Genomic DNA, 3844 nt, shown 5'->3' on the forward strand with positions numbered 1-3844 from the left:
CACCGCGGCCGACGACGCGGTGGCGGGGCTGGTCCTGCACGCCCCCGGAGCGGTGTGATGCCCGAGGCGCCCGCACCGCCCCTCTCCGTCCGCCGGCGCACCGGCACCGACGGCCCCCGGATGCTGCTGCTGCACGGCCTCGCGGCCGCCGACACCGTCTGGGACCGCTGCGCGGAGCTGATGCCGGAGCGGTACCAGGTGTGGACCGCCCGCCTCCCGTGGCGCGCCGAGGGCCCGGAGGACTGGGCCGCGGGACCCGACCCGTCCGTGTGGCTGCGCGAGGCGCTGGACGCGGCGGGCCGCCCCGAGGTGGTCGTCGCCCACTCGATGGCGGCCACCGCCCTGCTCGCCCTGCTGGACGGCGAGGGCGGCGACGGGGACGACGCCTGCGCCCGGCTCGGCATCCGCCGTCTCGTCCTGGTCTCACCGTTCTACCGGCGCGACGCCGGCGCGTTCGACTGGGACACCATCACCCACTACCTCGGCGACTTCCACCTGATCATGGAGGAGGGCATCCGGGTCCACTCCGGCGGCCGCTTCCCGCCGGACGTGCAGCGGGCGATGGCCCTGCGGGTACGCGACCGCGTCGGGCCGCACGGCTGGCTGCGCTTCTTCGACCTGTACCTGCGCACCCCGCGGCTGCGGCCCGCCCGCGTCACCGCGCCCTGCCTCGTCCTGGCCGGCGCCCTGGACACCGCGGCGCCACCCGCCGAGAGCGAGGTCCTCGCGGGGGCGCTGCCCTCGGCGCGGCTGCGGCACCTGCCCGGCTGCGGCCACTTCCCGATGATCGAACAACCCGAGCGGTTCGCCGCCGAGATCCGCGACTTCCTCGCCGCTCCGGCCGACGCCCTCACCCCCTTGGAGACGCAACGATGACCACCGTCACCGAGACCGCCGTCAAGGCGCTCCTCGACACCGCCACCACCGTGGCCGTACGCCCCCGCTACGAGGGCTCCAACATCTGCACCTGGATCGGCTTCAAGCACGTCAACTACATGGTCGAGGAAGCGGTCCTGGACCACTTCCGCCAGGCGGGGCTGCCCGCCCGCGGCCTGTACGAGGAGTACGGCCTCGGCGTGGACCTCGTGGAGCTCGACACCCGCATCCTGCACGCCTTCCACATGGACGACCTGGCCGAGGCCGAGGTCACGCCGTGGACCAAGGACGGCGACCGGACGATCGGCTTCAAGGTCACCGTCACCGTCGAGCGGGACGGCGAGCGCGTCAAGGCCGTCACCTCCAAGGTCCGCGTCGCGCTGCGCACCGACACCTACCTGGACAGCGCCACCGAGCCCCCGGCCGCACTGGCCCGCTTCGCCGCCGCCCGGCTCGGCGAGGACCTGGCCGAGCCGCCGGCCGCCGACCCCGCGCTCCAGGCCGCGGTCACCGCGGCGCTGGAGAACGGCGCGGACGGCGGGCAGGACCCGGTGATCGCCGCGCTGACCGAGGGCAGCAACGCCTTCGCCTGGAAGTGGCGCCTGGGCTACCCGTACTGCCACTTCACCGAGCGCATCCAGCTCTCCGGCTACCTGCGGCTGATGGAGGAGGCCAAGGACCTCTTCGTCGCCGACCGCGGCATCTCCATCAAGACGCTGCTGGACGACCGCCGCTGGATCCCCGTCGTCCCGCGCTCCACCGTGCGCGTCGTCGACGAGGCGCTGATGGAGGAGGACCTGTACACCGTGTACACGGTGGAGGAGGTCTTCAAGGACTTCACCTACACCTCCCGCATGGACAACTACGTCGTCCGCGACGGGCGCCTGGTCCTCACCCAGACCGGCCGCATCGTCCACGGCTACGCCGTCATCGAGAACCGCCGCGACTGGAGCCTGGTCAACTTCGACCAGCGGGTGCTCGACGCGATCAACGGGGTGCGTCAGGCGTGAGGCCCCCGTGGGAGAAGGACGACGGCCGGCGGCACCTGCTGCTCGTCGAGAGCCAGGGCCGGACGGAGCCGGGCGGCGCGGGCTTCCGCCGGGACGCGGTGGCACGCGTCCTGGCGGGCGACCGGGTCCTCCTCTTCCTCGTCCAGGACGGCGCGGCGCTGGCGCTCGCCGGGGACGACGGGGAACTGGACCGGTTCCAGGAGGAGGGCGGCACGCTGGCGGTCGACTCCTTCTCCCTCGCGCAGCGCGGCCTGACCGGCGCCGCGCTGCGCCCGGGGACGGCCGTCGCCGGCATGGACGACGTCGCCGGCTGGCTGCTGGACGACCCCGGTACGCAGGCGGTGTGGCACTGACATGGCACGACGCATTCCGCCCACCGACATCCTGATCACCTTGATGGGCGCGCCGCACGCCGGCGACCAGACCACCAGCGCGCTGCGCCTGACCCAGGCCCTGCTGGAGCGCGGCGGCACCGTCCAGGTGTGGACCTGCGGCTACGCCACCATGCTCACCCAGCGGTCGCTGGGGGAGGACAAACCCCGCAACCTCGCCGGCTGGGGCACCGCCTACCCGTCCCTGGCGGGCCTCGCCGAGACCATGCTGACGGCGTTCCCGGACCGGCTGTACTGGTACGGCTGCCGCTTCTGCAGCGACGACCGGGGCGCCACGGACCATCTGCCGCAGGTGGTGATGCGTCCCCCGGCCGGCTACGCGGACAACGTGGCGGCGGCCGGCCGGACCCTGATGATCGGAGGGATCTGATGCCGGACACCGCACCGGAACCGCGCACCCTCGCCATCGTGGAACGGGCCCACCGCGGGGCGCTGGACAAGCAGTTCTTCGACGAGCTGTGCCTCGCCGCCGAACTCCACCGCCAGCTCGGCGGCCTCGACCTGCTGCTGCGCGGCCCCGCCGTCGGCTACGCCGTGGCCGCCCCGCCGGTGCCCGCGCTGCGCATCGGCGACCGCGAGGTCACCACCGTGACCGACCCCCGCGCCCACCTGCGGACGCTGCTGGACGCGGGCGTACGGGTGTGGGCCGAGGAATCGTCCCTCGCCGTCCACGCCCCGGGCACGGAGCTGCTGGACGGAGTGGGGAAGGCCGCCGACGGCGAACTCGCCGGACGCTGGCCCGAGTACCGAAGGGTGTGCTTCCTGTGACCGGAGCCACCAGGGGAGGAGAAACCATGGCGGCCACGAGCCCCGACGTCCCGGGCACCGGACGCCCGGTCATCACCGCGTGGTCGGCGGTCTCGCCGTACGGCATGGGCCGGGAGGCGTTCGCCGAGGGGATACGGGAACGCCGCGCCACCGCCGCGCCCGTGGACGAAGCGGCGGGCCCGCTGCCCGCCGCCGAGGCGTGCACCGTGCCCGGCTTCGACGTCCGCGAGGTCCTGGGCCGCAAGGGCACCCGCTCGATGGACCGGGTCACCGGCCTCGCGGTGACCGCGATCGGCACCCTGTTCGACGACGCGGAACGCCACCGCGCCGAGGGCACCGGCGAGCACGCGGCGCTGGTGCTGGGCACCACCACCGGCAGCGCCCAGAGCATGATGGACTTCACCCGCGACTCCCTCACCGGGGAGCGGCCGTTCTTCGTCGACCCGGCCCGATTCCCCAACACGGTGATGAACTGCGCGGCCGGCCAGTCCGCCATCCGCCACCGCCTCCAGGGCCCCAACACCACCCTCGCCGGCGGCCGCGCGGCCGGCCTGCACGCCCTCAACTACGCCCGCCGGCTGCTGCGTTCCGGCCGCGCCCGGACCGTGCTGTGCGGCGCCGCCGAGGAGTTCTCGCCGAGCCGCGCCTGGCTGGAGCACCACGCGGGCGCCGGGACCGGGCAGCCGCTCGGCGAGGGCTGCGCGGTCCTGCTGGTCGAGACGGAGCAGCCGGACGCGCCGGACCAGCCGGTGCTCGCCGAGATCGCCGCCGTGGAGATGGGCGTGGTCGTCGACGGCG

The 3844-nt window shown here is 74.3% G+C and carries 6 protein-coding genes; all 6 read left to right on the forward strand.

The window, feature by feature from the left end; genetic code table 11:
• Nucleotides 1-57: 57 nt before the first annotated feature.
• Nucleotides 58-876 (forward strand): alpha/beta fold hydrolase, encoded by an 819-nt coding sequence (locus tag AC51EU_RS28160; RefSeq protein ID WP_496269912.1) that lies wholly within the window; start codon nucleotides 58-60, stop codon nucleotides 874-876.
• Nucleotides 873-1886: a hypothetical protein gene (locus AC51EU_RS28165; RefSeq protein WP_496269913.1), complete on the forward strand. Its 1014-nt coding sequence runs from the start codon at nucleotides 873-875 to the stop codon at nucleotides 1884-1886. Before AC51EU_RS28160 ends, AC51EU_RS28165 begins: the two co-directional genes overlap by 4 nt.
• Nucleotides 1883-2239 (forward strand): hypothetical protein, encoded by a 357-nt coding sequence (locus AC51EU_RS28170; RefSeq protein ID WP_496269914.1) that lies wholly within the window; start codon nucleotides 1883-1885, stop codon nucleotides 2237-2239. The genes AC51EU_RS28165 and AC51EU_RS28170 overlap by 4 nt, the downstream gene beginning before the upstream one ends.
• 1 nt (nucleotide 2240) lies before the next feature.
• A complete protein-coding gene (locus AC51EU_RS28175) occupies nucleotides 2241-2648 on the forward strand; it encodes a hypothetical protein (protein WP_496269915.1) in 408 nt (135 codons plus the stop codon).
• On the forward strand, nucleotides 2648-3046 hold the full coding sequence (locus tag AC51EU_RS28180; RefSeq protein ID WP_496269916.1) for a hypothetical protein: 399 nt from the start codon (nucleotides 2648-2650) through the stop codon (nucleotides 3044-3046). Before AC51EU_RS28175 ends, AC51EU_RS28180 begins: the two co-directional genes overlap by 1 nt.
• 26 nt (nucleotides 3047-3072) lie before the next feature.
• Nucleotides 3073-3844, forward strand: a 772-nt coding sequence (locus tag AC51EU_RS28185; protein WP_496269917.1) for a beta-ketoacyl synthase N-terminal-like domain-containing protein, incomplete at its 3' end; no start/stop codon positions are given.

It is taken from the genome of Candidatus Streptomyces philanthi, from assembly GCF_059553635.1.